Origin of the sequence: Gallionella capsiferriformans ES-2, assembly GCF_000145255.1 — a bacterium.
Classification (GTDB): Bacteria; Pseudomonadota; Gammaproteobacteria; order Burkholderiales; family Gallionellaceae; genus Gallionella; species Gallionella capsiferriformans.
In genome coordinates this window covers 934055-951063 of sequence record NC_014394.1, presented here as the reverse complement: position 1 = coordinate 951063, position 17009 = coordinate 934055, and the positions used below count along the sequence as shown (strand labels likewise).

Sequence of the window (17009 nt, the reverse complement as noted above, 5' to 3'; positions counted from 1 at the left end):
GACTAGCTACTGTAGGAGGCCGTTAAAACTAAACTCCTTCCTTTGCGGAAGATACAGCCCGTGGTATTCGGCAGAATAGTCATAATCAAGGTACTCAAATATTTTCTCAAATTCAGGTAGTCGGCTTTCAGAAACAGATGCAAGTGGTTTATCAGTATCAAGAAGTCGCATACTTTTCTCAAAAAGACGAACCCCCATTCCCTTTGATTTAAATTCATCGCAGACACTAATTGTGCAAATTTTCTTTTCTTCTGGGGTGTCTTTAAGAATCGCCACGCCTGCCATTTTTCCATCACGCAATTCAATTACGAAGCTTCTTGAGCCGCCTAATATTCCCCTGACAACCTGTGACTCGAACCAATATTGAAAATTCGGATATGACTTTTCAAGATGACGAATGTTTTCAAGAACAACTTTTGACATGCATAACAGTTGTTCAGCCTCGGCACTATCGTTGCTTACAATCAATGTACCGAAATCCACAGAAAACTTTTTCATACGACACCTCTCAAAAGTAACCGACGTTACTTGGGAACACTTTGTTGTTCAGCACAATCGCCTAGATCCTGCTGTGGAGCCATTTTTTCATACGTAAAGGTCGAAAACAAATTAAGAATGACGATGATTACAACATAGAAAAACACGATTAACCAAGATGCCTTTTTTTCACCGAATGTCGCCAATATAGAGAAATGCTCTCCTTTCGAGAGACTCTTTTTCCAATGATAAGCCAAAGTTGCTACCTTATTTTCCTGGCTTAACGCCAAATATTGGACCCATGCTTTGTCTTCCAACTCCCTACATCTTGTATATGGAGGGCTACTCAATGAATTAGTTTCATGAAAGCTCTTGAGTAAGAAAAAATGCAAGTCTTGAATAACTGGAATTTCAACCGCAGTTTTTTTAAAATCAGAGGGTGTTACGGTACGAATTTCGTTTACCCGAAAATCGACGGCCTCAATAGACTCCCTATACGGATTAAGGAAGGAACCTGTGCAGACATGTGTCGTATTAAATACATCATTTCCAAAACCTTTTGCTCTTAAGCGTATATATGAGTCATTAGGCGTTAACTTATCCGGCTCAATTGTTATCTTTGTGTATGCATTGCTGTGTGTCGTGTTATGAAGCACAAATGGTGTTGCCGTAATATCTTTAACTTTGACGACATCGAACACATCTGTTCCACGGGTAACCGTTGTATAACCTAGCCCCGTAGTCTGCGTTACCGTAAGATGCTGATTAAATATCGCATTTAGAACATCTCCATCTTTAAGGGTATCGTACAAATCAGAAATCACTGCATTAATCCAGGGTAGGTATAACTCAATGCGTTGATCTCTGACCATTCGCAACCCCACATCTAGGAAACGTTCATTTCCGACCATCCAGAGGTTAAAATGGGCCTGCTTAATGAGCTGTGCTTGATTTGTTTCATTTAACAGAAAAATACTATTCATATTTTACAGTACGGCCAGATTATTTTTATATTTGCAACCAATTTCGGTTGTGCAGTTTACCCTAAGCGTGAGTTTACTGGCATAAAAATAGCAATTCCGCGCGTAAATGAGCGTGTAAGAAGTTTTGTGTCCTCCTCGAACGGCAGAAAATGGCACCTCCAGTTTTCGTGCTGCATTATTCCGCGCCACAAAGCAATCAGTGAAGCTTTCCGCTCAATAGCACATGAATCGCATAGTACGCTCCTGAAAACAACTTGAGTCGCAGGCAGCATTCCGTTTTACACCCACATTGCGGCAGCCCATTCAACCTCGATCACTCCACCCCCAACGCCTTGAATACCGCGTCCACAGGATCTGAGTAAAAACTGGTCTGGAATTTTGCAAACAGTTCGCCGGGAACCGTTGGAATATCGGTCACGCTCGACATCGGCAGCAGGATACGTTTCGCACCGGCATCAAACGCCACTTGCAAACTTTCCGCCAAGTTACGCGCCTGTGTAATGGTTCCACCCAGACTCATATCGCCCATCACGACCATCTGACTCTGCATCGACTTGCCCAGTGTTGCAGAACACAGCGCGATAAAGTTGGCGAGCGTCAAAGTTTCTGGCGCACCGGAATTTTGCAGCTCGACCAGATGCAAATGGTAATCATAATCACTCGGCTTGATCGCCCCGCTTACCCGTGAAGCGTGGGCTTTAAAGTAGTCGAATGCGACTCTGGATGGCTCTCTGGAATTATTCCCAGAAATCGAAATCTTGCCATTGCCGGCAATAGACTGGATTTCCAGTCGGTACACACCCGGCATGCCGTTTTCACCGATACTGATGGTATGCAATGTTCCGGGGTTGGGTCTGCCATCAGGAATAAGCGAACCACCACCCTGCTCCGGCACTGATATAAACCGCTCCTGCCCATCTTCCAGATCGATATAGCTGAAATGGACATCGTAGAATTCCATGCCGCCGATTTTCTTGAGCTGTTCTTTTATCCTGCGACGCGTTTCAAGTGCATATTCCAACGCACGTCGCACGCTTTCCTTGCCATATTCGCCATGCGGGCAAGTTAGTTTGAGCAGACCAGACACGGTACGGCGCACGGCAATCGTATCGCGCTGATTCAGGTTATTACCCAGTTTGAACCACTTGTCGATGGCATCGGCAAAGCTGCGCTTACGCATCTCGCGCATCCATTCCGCCAGGTAATCCACGATCATGCCGTACTGGTTAGTGAAAAATTCCGGGCGCATCTTGGGGATTTCCCAGCCCGGCACATAGGCATGGAATCGGTCAAAAAATGCCGAATCAATCATCGCGTCCGGGAAGGGCTCCAGCAAATGACTGGTTTTTACCATCTGTTCGACAGACTGATTGATATTGCCGACGAACACCATGGATGCGCTTGCATTGATCGACTCACGCCCGCGCGAGAATGACCCGCTCGCCATATAGTCCTTCATGATCTGAATGCCGTCTTGTTCCTTGAAGTTGATACCTGCCACCTCATCAAACGCGACCACATCCCATAATCCGACCAGACCGATCTTGCGCGATCCCATGTTGTAGAACAGATTGGCGACAGTGGTTTGCCCGCCAGATACAAGAATGCTATTCGGGCTGATTTCCTTGTAAATATGGCTCTTGCCGGTGCCGCGAGGGCCTAACTCGCAGATGTTGTAATTATTTTCCACCAGCGGAATCATGCGTGCCAGCAAATGCCATTTCACCCGCTGATCAAAACAAGTTGGCTCCATGCCCGTCGAACGGATCAAACTGTCGATCCACTGTTCCTCGGTAAAACCTTTGCGCGCATTGAACAATGCCTCCATATCCATGTTGGGCATCTGGATCGGCTTCAAATCAGAAATCGAAAACGGCGAGCCCTTCTGATTTTCCTCAAAGCGGTAGCGCAGCGTCACGATGCACCAGATCCCGCCGACCAGCAGCTTCTCAAAATTACGTACATCGGAATCAGGAATTTCCGCATCCCTGATAGACAAGTTGGAAAGCATCGCCTCGTAAGAGTCTCGCTTCTCGTTCAGCTTGACCGTGACCTTATCGATCACCTTATAGCTGCCACTCTCGCGGATTTTGGACTTTACCTTTTCAGCTTCGTCCGGACGCACGTAGTTTTCCGCCAGCACCCGCTTCACATTGGTTAAGCCTGCCTCAATGGTCGCAGGATCATCCGATGCGCAGTACATGCCGAGCAAATACTCCAGCACATAAACCGGCACATTCGCGCCTTCCTTAATCAGCTTGGTCAGATCCTTGCGCACCACCTTGCCGGGCAGAAATTCGTTCAATAGCACATCAAGGCTTTTTTCCTGATTCGAATCAATCATCGTCTGTTCCTAAAAATCATTTGAAAACGCCAGATCCACTCGCAGCGGCAGGCGCATCACTTCCACCTTGGTTTGCGCGTCACGCGCTATCAGGAAGTAATCTTTATTCCGGTCATAGCTTCCCGATCGAACGGTCAGCATCACTGTGCGTTTACGGCTATCCATCAGATCGGAATCGCTATCGAAGGTCAGCGACTGCTCATCACTGATAAATTCCTCACCATCGCGCAATGAAATCTGCACCATGCGTGGCAGTATGCGTGCTGAAACAGCCTCATCCTGAATAAATTCAAATCGCTGCCTGTTGGTTACCACTTTAATCGACGCACCCAGAATACTGAAATTCACGAAGCGGGTCTTTGCCTTATCCGATTCACTTGCACGCAAGGTAATCACCGGCACAACCACTTCCTGTGGCATCGCACTGCCATGCACAAATCGCGCACCACCGGCGAAATGGAAACGCGCCGCGCCCTTGGGCAACCAGAAGTCCATACTGCCCTCGCCCGCCTCAGTTCCCGCCGTCACTGCCGTATTGCCGCACCAGGCTTTTGGACTAACACCGATTCCCTGTCCAATCAGATAGCGTTTTTTAGCTTTTAACAGACCTGTGGGCTTTTCATCCAGCGTTGATTTATCAGCTACATCAAGGGCCGACTCCTGATACATAAAGCCGTGATCCGCAGTCAGCAAGACAACCGAGCCATTCAGACTGTTGATAATGAAATTGGCCAGCCTTCCCAACTCATCCAGCGCATCATTGACCGCTGCAAAGGTCTTGGTCTCGGATGCTTGTTTATCACCGATCATGTCAATCAGGTCGTGATAGATGTACACCACTTGCTTGTCACGAACGAATTCACGCCCCTTGTCTTTACCCAGCGCCATCAAATCATCGGCTTTGATTGCCACGCCGCCATACTGCTCAAGATGAGTGCTGCGCTGCTCGCTGGTCGAAACCACAGCGCCATCCGCACTCAAGTCGTAATTGCCATTTAGCTTGTACGCCAATTTGGAGTGAGGCAGCAGCGATGCCATACCCAGCGCGGTGTAACTGGGCAAAACGCCGAGCATGGCGGACAAGGATGCCTTCAGACGGTTACGGCTATTGATAATACGCGTCAACTCCTCGGCTGCCTCGTAACGGAATGCATCCGAAATCACCACAAACACCCGTTTTGCGCCGCCATCCAGCACCGGCTTCACATGCTTTATATAGAAATCGGGCTGATTTATTAAGCCATCGACTTTCCACTTTCCCAGTAGACCGCTGTCGCCTTCCAGCACTTTGCTCCATGACGATGTTAATTGCGGGATGAACCAGCCGGAATAGGCACTTTCAACACGCTCAATCAACTCATGCAACACCGCCCAGCCCATCGGTTCAACAGCCGCAGCGGCAAAGTTAAACTGGCGATACAGCTGGTCAAACCGGAATATCTCGGCTTGATACGCAGCTAAACCGTCGGCTGCATTCGCGAAACTAAATCCTGCCTCATGTGCCGCCTTCAATTCAAAGAAGCCGTAAGCCGCCTCCAACGCATCATAGCTCGCAGCCAATGCGCGAGTGACATCATTATCCTGAGCTAGTAAACGGTTTGCCCAATGACCATCGCGACGGCGCGCAATCAACGAGCGTACTGCATTCGATTCAGCACCGGATGCCGCAATGATTTGATCCTTGATCTGTTTGATGATGCGCTGCTCAACGACCGCGAAGGTCATCACCTCAGATAGTGACGCACCGGACAAGCCACCCAACATACCGGCAATATCCAGCTCCTTGGCTATCTGCTCAGACAAGGCGTTGTAACTGGCAAAGTGCGCCATATCTGAACGCCATCGGGCAACAAATACCGCCGCATTCGCCGCCAGCGTTTTATTGGCTAAAATAAAATGGGCGAGTTGACCGGGACAAGTGCCAGTCAGTGAACGTGCAAAATCCGTAACCAGCAAATGAATCAAAAAGTCTGACAACGAAGGCGCTGACTGGGCGTAGCCGAACTCTCGCTCAACATTTTCCCAGAAAGCCGATTCCAATTCATTGCTCTGAATCTCCTGCCATTGCCGGGTCTCGGCATTCAAGTCAGCCATCCCCTCCGCAACCAAACCTGAAAACAGGCGAAATAATACCGCCGTCAATTCTGGCTGATCTGCTCGTGCCAACACCGCCAGCATCTTGCGGTCGATATCCTCTGCCGTATCGGTTGGCACCACCAGTCGTTTCAGTTTTTCAACACGGTCTTTAGCACGCAGGAACTTGGCGCGAAGTTTCAGATGCGCACGCAATGTCTGCGATGTCAGCCCCAAGTCTTCCAGCAGAATGGAGGCGGCATCCGCGCTGAATGACTTGCTGCGCAGGCGAATATCCAGCAGCCAGTCTTGGGCAAGTTCAGGTTCTGGTTTATTGCTGTAGAGCAGCCATTTTTGTTTTGGTGCGCGCTCGATATCCAGCTTAACTTTGAGCGCAGGCATGCTATCTGTGCGCACCACTTGTACATCAGGCAATGGAAGCCCATCTACGACAGATGAAAACTCGGCATCGGCATCATGCCAAAACACGATGGCATGATTGGCATATAGTGAAGATAAGGAATCTACGATTCGTTGATTACTCAAAGGGATGGTCTCATGTATTTTTAGAAAATTTCAACAATTACTCAACGGTGGCAGTAAATTCTGCAAGCATAGACGCAGGAATCAGACCCGTCGTAACGTGACATGGTGACGCATGACCTCTTGGAGTACATTGGCTGTCGTATTCTTCCCACTCACGCAAGCATTCATGCCCTTGACCACATAGTCACCGGGGGTCAGCTGATCTATGCGCAATGAAGCCAATATATTTTCTACCGACTTGCGGCGTACAGCTTGTTTACTAATTTTTTTCATATCCATCCTCAATTCAAAGGCCAACAATTCCCGTCCAGGCTTATGGAAACTTGCTCAACCATCACCAGTCCCACCGGTCGCGACCTTCACTTCCGCCAACATAAGATCATGCGCATTTACCGTAAGTCGATACTTCTGCAACCGGCTATTGGGTTTGTCTGGCAAAGTCATTTCGATCATTTCGAGCACTAACAACCTTTTGATTTGTTTGTGCAACTCCCCAGAAACTGATTTATGCCCAAGCAGCTTTGCCAATTTTGCTTTACCTGCCTCATCTTCGCCAAGCAGGATCATCACTTTAGCCGCAAGATTTGACTCTAGCCGTGACTCTAGCCGTGACTCTAGCCGTGACTCTAGCCGTTCTGGTGTTATTTTCTCAATCTGGCCATGAATATCCTGAATCTCCAATACTTCAGCCAGATGCACCACAACACGAACCCGCATACCCACTTCGATAATTTGCGGCTCTGGCAACCCCAGTTGTTCGGCTTCCTTGAAAATTCGGCGCACGCCACTGCCCCACTGTTCAATCAGGTTAAGTTCACGGAACACGCGGGCAATCACATGGTTGCGAATTTTTGACACACCCTGACGCATGTCCTCAATGGTCATGCCGGGCAGCAAAATTCCGGGATTTTCGATTTCGATACGGTCATCAAAAAAGGAAATACGAATCGGCGCGCCGCGTTGTGAATAGTCGGCATGTACCAGCGCGTTGATAACGGCCTCACGCAACAAGGTGAGCGGAATACTCCAGACATCTTTGCGACGCACCTCCGAAAAATCGGCACCCCGCATGGCGTGCTTTTTAAGGAATAGCATGATACTGTCCACCGCTTGCGGCAGAGGGTCATGAATATCAATATGATCAAAGATAGCGGCCTTGTCAGTGCCGATAAAACGACCACACTGCACCCATGCATCTGAAAAATGCTGGGCACGCTCTTTCCCAAACAGCAGCACCGCACCTTTGGTAGGCACCAATCGACCCTGATAGCTCGTGACCAATTTGAGCGTACGCAACGCCTGATCGTCAAGCGCACTTATTCCCTGAAAAAGTTTTGTCGCGCTGACCAGATCTAAATCTTCAACGCTCAAATCAGGCATAGGCAACTCATCAAAGGCCACGCCCTCAGCCGTACGGCGCAGTTCATCAATCAACGCCTGATCGGCTTGCCGACTGGTCGAACCCAGGCGAACATAGACACCGTGTTCAGGCCCCTCGGCCTTGAGCCAATGAGGACGCGAGCCGCTGACAAATACTTCCACTACCAGCAGCGTTTTACCCTCGACGGTAATCAACTCAACATTTGGCATCAAACGCGGTGCAATACTGTCAGCAATCAGGTTGCACAGGCGCTCCTCATCATCCAGCGGATGCACGACGCCAACAACCTTGCGCTGGTCATCCACTCCAACGAACAACCGCCCGCCCGCCGTATTGGCAAAGGCTACCAGCGTTTTGAGCAATGGCTTGGGCGAGGACAGGTCGCGCTTAAACTCCAGCGTTTTGCCTTCGGGTTGGGCTATCAGTTGCTCGATAGATGTCATCCTTACCTCGTCAATCATCGCTTTTCCCACCCCACAGTAGATAGCTTACGAATAGGATGGATCAATGTGCTACCTCCATCAATGCCCGCTCCAACTCCAGTTTGAATGCCTTAAAACTGGGCATAGATGATGCTCTCTCTTCATCTATCGGGTTCTCGTCCAACCACTCACAGAGTTCATTCGCGGATTTATGTGCGCCGAATGCCGCATCAAGTTTCTTCTTGGGGTGATTCGCGGACTCTACGTTGCCCGGCAACTCTTCGAGTTTGTGGCAGTTTTGATAGGGCTGATTTTGCGCCAGACACAATAACCAAGCTTCCGAAGTCGATTTTGGGAGCATAGGCACACCTCTGGAAAATTCAGCCCTGTTAAATCCATTCACCATAGCGTCCCACTTCGTCGCCCAAATTCCAGACATGGTAGATCGCGTTCCATCGCAGTCACGAAACAGCACGGCAAGAACCTGATCTTCACGTTCAGATTCAATTTGCAAGGCAATATCCGCAAGCATCCATGCATTGATGAAAAAATATCCAGTTTCTTGAGCTCGTTTTTTACCGACGAAGGAAACACTTCGATGCTCTTTCTTGCGAGCTTCCTCTCGCTCTTCTAATGCGGCCTTACCAACATATTGATATCCACCCGGTATAGAACGCAACGAGTAATCCAATCGAGATTCCAGCATTTGATCCAGCAGTATAGTCATTGGGCCTATCTGGAAATCTGTATCTTCGCAGCGCCCCTGAGCATTGCCGCACTGTCCAAGATCGGTCGGGCCTTCTCCGCTCAACACTACAATCATGCTTTAGCCTCTGCTTTGGCCACCGCCTCGTCACGTAGCCTTTCGGCTAAATCATCTTCCTCATCCAGCGCGATACATTCCTCGGTAAGCTGTACCAGGTCAGTATCAACAAACGCCTCACCTGCACCCATAAATTCGAGTTTCTTCCCGATGTTCGGAATTTCAAAGAATCGGCGTGCGCGGGTTAAACCACCTGCATTCTTGTAGATGTACTGCACTGATTTCCGCGCCACATCATCCTCCAGATAATTCAAAATCATCGGGCTATGTGTTGTGACAATAATTTGTTGAGGCGATTTCACCAGTGTATCAACCAGTTTTTCGATGATCTCAGGGTTGATGCCATTTTCGATTTCGTCCAGCATAATCAGTGGATGATCTGACTCTGCCTGAGCCAAAACCGCCAAAATTCGAAGCAACCCATCGCTCAAATGCGTTGCTTCCGTTTCCAGCTTATGCTCTCCGAACTGCTCAACCACCATGAGCTTTTTCCAACCTGCCCGCAAGCTGGCAACCCTAAAATCAATCAGGTCGGGGTAAAACATCTTTAGTAACGCCAGCAGGTGTTCTTTAGCATCGCCTTTGATGTTGTGCAAGTAACCAGAAAGTTTCTCACCTCCCGCACCAATGTCCTTATCTTCTGTTCTCGCACGCTTGCGCAGCAAATGAGGAGAAAGCAACTCCAGCGAACGAATGCGGCGAAGTGCGTTGCGAAATTCCAGAATTATCGACGGAAGCTCACTATCCTTAAGTTGAGAAAGAATTGAGCCTTGAAAAGTAAATGAAATGGGTTGTTTCCGTCCTTCAGTCTGATACTCGTGCCCACGGGAAATAAAAATCACGTCTTCATCCAACTTGATTCTTTCCCACGAACAACGCAAGTCGTAACGATTGAAACCCGCATACCAAATCAGAAGCTGGCCTGCTTGAGTACGATATTCAACCGATATGAGTATGTTGCTGTCCTTGAGAAGTTTGCAGTTCAACTCCTGTACTGTCCAGCCACGAGAAATTAGCCAATTCTGTACATTTCCCGTCATAAGCTGGGAAATAAAATCTATCGCTTGAAGGATCGTGCTTTTACCCACCCCATTCATCCCGATAAAGCAGTTGAATTTACTGAGGGGCAAAGTCAGACTTCCTGCCGACTTGAAATTTCTTATGAATATTTTTTCAATCATTATTTTTGTACTCCAGCAGAAATAGGCGTTAATCCATTAAATAGATGCAAATAGTTTTCCGGTATTTCCCATCCGCAAAATGACTTCCGAGCTGTCTGTTCAAATGCGTCTGCCATTTGATTAAATTTAGCCCGCATCCAATCTTGCTTCTCTTTCAACTTATCGTCCTTGAGTAATAAAAAACTCCCAACCATTTTTTTAAATCCAAGGTATTGCGTTGCAATAGCAACCCAGTTTTCATTGACTTCATATCCCTCGAACTGATGCTCAGGATGGAGATTAAAATAATCTACATAGTAACGCCCATCCACATCCTTAACGATCATCGATTTTGTGGTTCTATCAGGAACCTGATCCGCACAATCTCGAATACCCTGTCGCGATTCCAATTGAATTATCAATTTCTCAGCAATGACAACGCGAGGGAACTTCGCCTCTTTTTCTAGTTCGACTGCTTCATTCATTGCTGGACCAAATACGAAGTTGTCACTATGAAATAGTAAACCCTCTGTAATACTGCCGCGAAGCAAAATGCCATAAGAAGCCATTTTCAAATGAAGCCGCTGGACATCGAAAATGATACTCAATAGACCACCGTTGCCCATATCGTGCCGAGGATATGAAATAACCACCGAGTCAGAAAACTGCGTCACCTTTCTTTTCGTAGGTCGTGTTATTTCTCCATCCACTTCATTTCCAGCAATAACAACTTGCTGCGGATAAGCTGTGAAGCGTTGAATCTCTTGAAGCGCACCCAACAAGCGTGGAAATGATATTGGATGTTTTACCTTAGACGTTGACTGATCTATCGTTTCGCAAATCTTCGACTTAAACCCAAGAATATCCAAGAACAGGCAATAGCAGTGCTCATAGCCATCGGTGTAATCAGTCATCTATGTCTCTCCTGTCTCCATTTGGAGCTGACACATTTCGTTTCATCATGACAATGATGTTTTTTAGTCTGCTCAGCAGGTCATCGTAGGTCATGATGTCGATCATGTTGGCGTACTTTCTGCGGATGATCTCGAAATCAAATCGCTGCTCCCCGGTGAAGTCGTTATCACGCCCCAGCAAAATCAATGCCTTCGGATTGGTGATCTTCAGCTCGATGCCATCGGGAAGCTCGCTTTTACGCTTTTCGTATATTTCCCGTTCTCCGGCCTGACCCCACTTGTTCAAGTGAAACAGGTATTTCTCGGCTTGCATCACTGCCCCAGCAAGTTCGATGCGCGGCGTATGGTTTCCCCGGTATGTGTTACGTGACAGCAGCGCATTGTCGAAAGGCCTCTTGACCTCAATGATGTCAATATTTCCATTGGCATCCACCAACATCAAATCTATTTTTCGAGGCGTTGTTTTATCGGGTTTTGAGTAAAAGTCCTTAATATGTACTTCTTCGAGCACGGCGATGTACTTCGGGAAGAAAAATAACAGAAGTTCCAGAATCTTCTTTTGCCAGTCCCGCTCTGAATAACCATCGACATCCTTGAGCATTCCTTCCAGCTCACTGTGGATGTATTCGAACTTCTGTAGCTCGAAATTTCCCAGGATGCTGTTTCTTGATGTTGCAACCAGGCGCTTCTTCTTTGCCAAATAACTGTTAAGTTGGCTTTCCGCGTCTGATAGCGTTCCAAAGTAATCTTTGAGAACCCGTGAAATGCGTGATCTGGCGTAGTGGGTCAGCTCAGTGGATGTCGGGAAGGTTTGAACGAGCAGTTCAAAATCGATCAGCGGAATCGCACCTTCGTTTTCACCGCCGACAATGATCTGTTCATCGATCAATTCATCGATTTTTCGAAAGATAGAAATATCTCTGTTCGCAACGAATATCCGAGGTTCAAGTTTCATGGCCTTCTCAAGCAACAGGTCGTGCTTCAGTCCAAGAATGGTTTTGTTGACCCTGTAATAGCCATCTTGGGTTGTACCCAATTTGAAAATGCGCTCTGCACCATCCTCGTCGTCAGCCTGCTGGGCCTGTGAAACGAGATCGCCAGTGGTGAAGGTAAACGTCCGACGCAGGGTAACTTCGCCGTCCTGTCTGAGCTTTTCATCAAGCCACTGCACACTGTTGAACCGATCGGGCACATAGGCCAATAACAGACTACCAGCCTGTTTTGTAATCTTGATCATTGACGGCCACCGTTGCTATTGCCGCCTTCCACTTCTTGCAATTGCTGCAAGTCATTCTCGATTTCCTCCACTGTGGGCAATGCACCCTTCAGGTTGTCAGGCAAGGCTTCCACCAGGGTGTATTCGCTCACGCCCATCGGTTTGTTCATATCGCGCAGCGCAAATTCCACCTCGACGTTGTTTTTGTCGCGGCACAGCAGCAGTCCGATGGTGGGCTGGTCATCGCTGCGTTTGAGCAGGCTATCCACGGCGGACAGGTAAAAATTAAGTTTGCCTGCGTACTCGGGGATAAATTTGCGGTTTTTGAGCTCCACAACCACGTAGCATTTCAGCGTGACGTGGTAGAACAACAGGTCGATGTAGTAATCGTTACCCGCCACTTCCAGCTGGTACTGTCGGCCAATGAAGGCAAAGCCTTTACCCAATTCCAGCAAAAACTGGGTGATGTGCTGTGTGAGCTGGCGCTCTACATCCCGCTCGTTGAAAGGCGCCGTCATCGCCATAAAATCGAAGGTGTAAGGATCTTTGAGGGTTTGCTGAGCCAGGTCAGACTGTGGCAATGGCAAGGTGCGGGAAAAGTTGGTCACCGCTTTGCCTGCGCGGGCATACAAGTTTGACTTGAGTTGCAGCGCCAGCACATCGCGGCTCCAGCCTTGCTCTAGGGTTTGCTCGATGTAAAAGCGGGCTTCGGTCACGCTGCCGCATTTAGTGAAAATCTGGATGTTGTGTCCCCAAGGGATGTTTGACAGCAACGCAGATAATTCCGTTTCAGCGCCTGCCCACACGGCATCGCGTAATTTGGCAACAGCCTGTTGCCAAATTGCAGGATCGCAGTAAAAGCGAAAGAAAGCCCGGCAATACCGCAGGTTCTTGGATGAAAAGCCGCCGACCTCCGGGAAGGCTTGTCTCAAGTCGTGACTGAAGGCGTCGATGAATCCGCTGCCCCACTGGGCATGAGACTCCCGATCAACAATTTGTGCCCCAATTTCGTAGTAGAGGGAAATCAACTCCCCATTGGCGGCCAACGCGACTTTCATCCGTGTCGCATGGATTCTCTGCTTGATGGTCTTGAGCCAGTCCTGGTAGTCGGCCAGCACATCGGGCGGCAGCGCCAGAGGGTGTGTCATGGTGGAGTCACTCATCTCCACTCCCACCTGTCACCGCTTTCACTTCTGCAAGCAGATCGCCAAACTTACCGTAATTCACCTTCACGCCGTCATCAAGATCGAGCTGGATACGCATATCGGCATAGTGGCGGAGTTTTTCGTCATAGGCGAGCAGCTCGACATGTTTCTTGCGCAGCACTTCGACTTCCTTGTTGATCTTGTTGCGGACTGAGGTAACGGTTGCGACTTCGGCATCCTTGATCAGCATCTCGATACGAGACTGGATCTTACTGGTCAGCGGCACGACATATTCGGCGCGCATCCGGGCAAGGGTGCCTTCGTGGTAACGGTGTAGATAAACCAGTGCCTGAAATGCACCCTGTTTTCCGCTGGAGAACAGCCAGTAGATCGGGCGTTTCTTGTAGGTTTGCAGGTGATTCTTGAAAAAGCTGGACGCGAGATAACGGCGAATAGTTTCTTCCGATGTTTCGTTGCCCTTCATGCCGAGGCTTTCCGCCAGCCAAGCCATATTCTCGTTCAGTGTTTCAGCTCCCCACACGGCCAGCAGGAATTCGCGGATGCGGTTAGCGGCATCATCCTCAAACCAGAACTCGTCGGTAAGCGGCACAATGCCGTCTGCGTCTGCGGGGAAAGTCTGACAGCGGGTGGCATCGAAGCCGATATTACCGGCATGCGCATAAATCAGACCAGGCTCGTCCAGACTGTAACGGCCCATTATGCAGCCGATGACATAGGAGATCAGGCGTTGGCTGTCTTTTTCGCGGTCGGCGCGGGTGAGAGTGATCTGTTCTTCGGGTACTTCGGGGGAGAGTTCGTCTTGTAGGCCATAGGCAGTGATGAAGAGGCGATTGTTTAATTCTTCAAGGGCTTTGGTTTTCAAGACTCTTTCCACACAAGCTATTTGCCATTGATCCCACGTTTTCTTTAACGTATTTCCTCTTTTCGCTGCCAATGGTGATTCTTCAAATTCCCAAGAATACTCAGACGCGTTCCAGTCTTGTCTTGCCATCCTGACAAGATCATTGACATGCGAGGTGTCATCAATATTAGTAAAGGGTAATCTTTGTATCTGTCCAACTTCGAAGTGGATAGTGGGGCAGATGAATTCAGTATTTTTGTAAGTTACAACGTTGTTCAAATTTGCAAGAAACAACATCGGATTTTCGGAAAAAACCGTCGGGCCTGACGCATTAAACAAGAAACCATCTGGAACGTATCGAGCACTAATTTTTCCAGTTGATACGTCCGTCCAACTCACCCCCTCCAAAAAGTAGTAACTTTCATTACGAATAACAGAGCGGAGTGCGCCAGATGAAGTTTTGAAATTTTTGATCTCGAACCCACTATTTCCCCAGTTAATTATAAATTCAAGGTTTCCATACCACTTCTTGAACTCCCCCCCTTTTTGAGAAGGAAACCATTTATTGCCTCCAAGCATTGATAGCTTTTCAATAGAAACCTCAAACCAATATCTTAGAAATTTTTCATTGTCACCAGTTGTAATCCCTTTTTTTGCCCTCGATCCAATCAATTGATTTTTCGAAAAAGCATCAATTATTTTTTTTCCTACCCAATAAGCCACTGGACTACCCGGAATTTTCTTGAAAGCATCCTGAATAGTCAGATCATGGCGGTTAAGTCCCGCCAATAGCGTGGCTTCCTTCTCAGCTTCCAAGCCATCCACAAGTCGGAAAAACACAGGCTTAAAGCCACTAAAATGCTTGCCTTGGAGAATGAACGCTGTCGTCTGCACGACTTCGCCGGAAATCTCGCTGAATGCCCGTGCGCCAAGATGCGCCATCGTCATAATAGTGCGATCTGTCAGCAACTTTTCCCGCATCGCCTCGTAAGACGACAGGAACATCCAGCTCTGCATCGTGACCATGCTGTTGAAGCCGGTAGGCTTGCACCAACCAAAGCCTCGCTCGATAAACATGGCGAACAGGTCGGACTTGCTATCCGGGAATGTCGCCTTTGCGTAATCCTTCAATACTGGGTTCATCCCCTTACCACCCATGTACGGCGGATTCGCCACCACCGCATCAAACTGCATCCCCAACACTTTCGCCTGCTCAACCAGCGGCAACAATTGTTGCGCTGCCGACTCGGAAAGAAGATCGCCGCTCTTGATAGCCTGCTGCAAACTCTCCGCCATCGTCGCCAGTTTCATATTCAGCGACGGCGGAATCTGAATCAACGAGCCAAAGGTTTTGGCATATTCAAAAACAGTGATCAGTGAACAAACATCCGTGCTTAGTTGTTGCTTGCTGCCCACTGCCCACTGTCCACTACCCACTAACGCAGCGGAAAGCTGCACTGCATCCAGCCCCTTGCTCTCCTGCAAAGCCAGCACGTTGAGAGTTGGTGGATTATCGAACAGACGGCGATCATCGGCGCGAGCCTTCATCAGCAAAGCAAATCCAGCCAGTTGCGCGGCACGGTCATCGATATCAAGACCAAAAAGGTTCTTTTCCAGAATCAGACGGGGTATATCGCGTAAGCGGTAGCCGCGTTCCAAATAGATGCCCTTCAGCACCTCGTAGGCTTCCACCAAAATATGACCAGAGCCGCAAGCGGGGTCGAGCATCTTAATAGTTTCAGGACTCAGGCTGCCGCCGTCTTCAATCATGCGGGTCTGAATCAAGGCATCCAACTGAGCCTGAACTTCCGGCGTCTGCTCAGCAGGTTCGATGTAATAAGCCCATTCACTTTTTAGCGTTGAAGCAGGATTCGCCATCAACCACAGGCGACCGACGCTGTTTTGCACCAGATATTTAACAATCCAGTTTGGGGTAAAAAGCTGGGTGGCAGCGGGAATATCCTCGCTCTTAACCACTTTGCCGATCACTTCATCCTTCTTCTCACTGATGTAAAACTGGTACAGCCAGCCGATGATCTCTACCTCCTGCCAGTCTTCTTCAGGAATAGCTGCGACTAACTTGGCGATGACAGAATCGGTGCGCAACAGATTGTCCGGCAACAGCAGTTCGGTTTCATCGTCTATATGCTCAAACAGGAAAGGCATGGAGCGGGAAAGCGTGTTGCACTGAGCGACCAGCAGCATCTTGTAGAGTTCACCGTCCTTGTCACCAGCGAGTTTAAGCTCAACCGCCCTGTCTTTATTCAAGCCCGGCAGATCCAGTTCGGTCGCATGATTCAGGATTTCCGGCATGCCGCCTTCACGATTGGATAGCGCACGGTAGCCGTGATCCAGATAGTCGTGAATTTCCATGTAACGCAGCGCAGCAAAACGGTTAAACCAGGTGTAGGCAATCGCATCAACGGTATGGCTGAAACCCTCGGTTGTCATACGCTTGATCAGCCGTTCGCGGAGTTCATATACCTTGGCAGGCCATTCCTGACCGGCAATGATGGCGATATCCCCTTTTCTCTCACCGATTGCCACCTCAAGCTTACCGCCAGAATCAGACAAGCCAAGCAAATTGGCGCGAGCTGTTACCGCTGCAATGAAATCACGGCGTGCTTGCGGAGCGTAGGATTTGAGTTTGGATTTGTTCATTG

At 48.7% G+C, this 17009-nt stretch carries 12 protein-coding genes; all 12 read right to left on the bottom strand.

Annotation, left to right across the window (positions count from 1 at the left end):
• Positions 1-6: 6 nt before the first annotated feature.
• The 12 genes from GALF_RS04485 to pglX all read right to left on the bottom strand — a co-directional run bounded on the left by GALF_RS04485 (position 7) and on the right by pglX (position 17007).
• Positions 7-498: a hypothetical protein gene (locus tag GALF_RS04485; RefSeq protein WP_013292871.1), complete on the bottom strand. Its 492-nt coding sequence runs from the start codon at positions 496-498 to the stop codon at positions 7-9.
• Between the two features lie 26 nt (positions 499-524).
• On the bottom strand, positions 525-1460 hold the full coding sequence (locus tag GALF_RS04480; protein WP_013292870.1) for a hypothetical protein: 936 nt from the start codon (positions 1458-1460) through the stop codon (positions 525-527).
• 313 nt (positions 1461-1773) lie between these two features.
• The gene (gene brxL, locus GALF_RS04475; protein ID WP_013292869.1) at positions 1774-3804 is read right to left on the bottom strand and encodes a protease Lon-related BREX system protein BrxL; all 2031 of its coding nucleotides are present in this window, start codon (positions 3802-3804) and stop codon (positions 1774-1776) included.
• Positions 3805-3813: 9 nt separating this feature from the next.
• A complete protein-coding gene (gene pglZ, locus GALF_RS04470; RefSeq protein ID WP_013292868.1) occupies positions 3814-6423 on the bottom strand; it encodes a BREX-1 system phosphatase PglZ type A in 2610 nt (869 codons plus the stop codon).
• Between the two features lie 81 nt (positions 6424-6504).
• A complete protein-coding gene (locus tag GALF_RS04465; protein WP_013292867.1) occupies positions 6505-6696 on the bottom strand; it encodes an antitoxin VbhA family protein in 192 nt (63 codons plus the stop codon).
• A 54-nt stretch (positions 6697-6750) separates the two neighbouring features.
• A complete protein-coding gene (locus GALF_RS04460; RefSeq protein ID WP_223293730.1) occupies positions 6751-8265 on the bottom strand; it encodes an AlbA family DNA-binding domain-containing protein in 1515 nt (504 codons plus the stop codon).
• Positions 8266-8308: 43 nt separating this feature from the next.
• On the bottom strand, positions 8309-9049 hold the full coding sequence (locus GALF_RS04455; protein ID WP_013292865.1) for a hypothetical protein: 741 nt from the start codon (positions 9047-9049) through the stop codon (positions 8309-8311).
• Positions 9046-10230 carry an AAA family ATPase gene (locus GALF_RS04450; RefSeq protein WP_013292864.1) on the bottom strand — a complete coding sequence of 395 codons (1185 nt, stop codon included), beginning with the start codon at positions 10228-10230 and terminating at the stop codon, positions 9046-9048. Before GALF_RS04450 ends, GALF_RS04455 begins: the two co-directional genes overlap by 4 nt.
• Complete coding sequence (locus tag GALF_RS04445; RefSeq protein WP_013292863.1) at positions 10230-11123, bottom strand: hypothetical protein; 894 nt, start codon at positions 11121-11123, stop codon at positions 10230-10232. Before GALF_RS04445 ends, GALF_RS04450 begins: the two co-directional genes overlap by 1 nt.
• Positions 11116-12360 carry a Shedu immune nuclease family protein gene (locus tag GALF_RS04440; RefSeq protein WP_013292862.1) on the bottom strand — a complete coding sequence of 415 codons (1245 nt, stop codon included), beginning with the start codon at positions 12358-12360 and terminating at the stop codon, positions 11116-11118. The genes GALF_RS04445 and GALF_RS04440 overlap by 8 nt, the downstream gene beginning before the upstream one ends.
• Entirely contained in the window at positions 12357-13502 is a 1146-nt protein-coding gene (locus GALF_RS04435) for a PDDEXK nuclease domain-containing protein (RefSeq protein ID WP_013292861.1), read from the bottom strand. Before GALF_RS04435 ends, GALF_RS04440 begins: the two co-directional genes overlap by 4 nt.
• Positions 13495-17007 (bottom strand): BREX-1 system adenine-specific DNA-methyltransferase PglX, encoded by a 3513-nt coding sequence (pglX, locus tag GALF_RS04430; RefSeq protein WP_013292860.1) that lies wholly within the window; start codon positions 17005-17007, stop codon positions 13495-13497. Before pglX ends, GALF_RS04435 begins: the two co-directional genes overlap by 8 nt.
• Positions 17008-17009: the final 2 nt, after the last annotated feature.